The following is a 282-nucleotide window of genomic DNA, read 5'->3' as shown; positions in this document are numbered from 1 at the left end:
GTCTCCTGGCTCGCCGGATGCCGCCGCCTGCACCACCGCTATGAACGCAAGGCCGAACACTTCCTCGCCTTCGTCGGCATAGCAGCGACCCTCATTGGCTACCGCCGCCTCACCAAGTGAAACGACGTCTTAGGGGGAAGGGGAACAGATCCCCTAAGGGTCGCGAGCGCCCCCTCGGGGCCGACAACGTGAGGGCGGGGCGCGGTATTCCCGAGGGCCGAGGCTCCCTGACGACCACCGCATCCCCGACGACCGCCGCGCCGTACCTCCGACGACCACCGC

The 282-nt window shown here is 68.8% G+C and carries 1 pseudogene; it reads left to right on the top strand.

Annotated features, from left to right (window positions below):
* Window positions 1–120: pseudogene (locus tag AB0G35_RS36455) on the top strand (IS5/IS1182 family transposase); the annotation flags it as partial.
* Window positions 121–282 lie beyond the last annotated feature (162 nt).

This window comes from Streptomyces sp. NPDC021749, from assembly GCF_040640655.1.
GTDB lineage: Bacteria > Actinomycetota > Actinomycetes > Streptomycetales > Streptomycetaceae > Streptomyces.
Note: the sequence above shows the minus strand (reverse complement) of the source record. Positions and strands in the feature narration are given on the sequence as shown.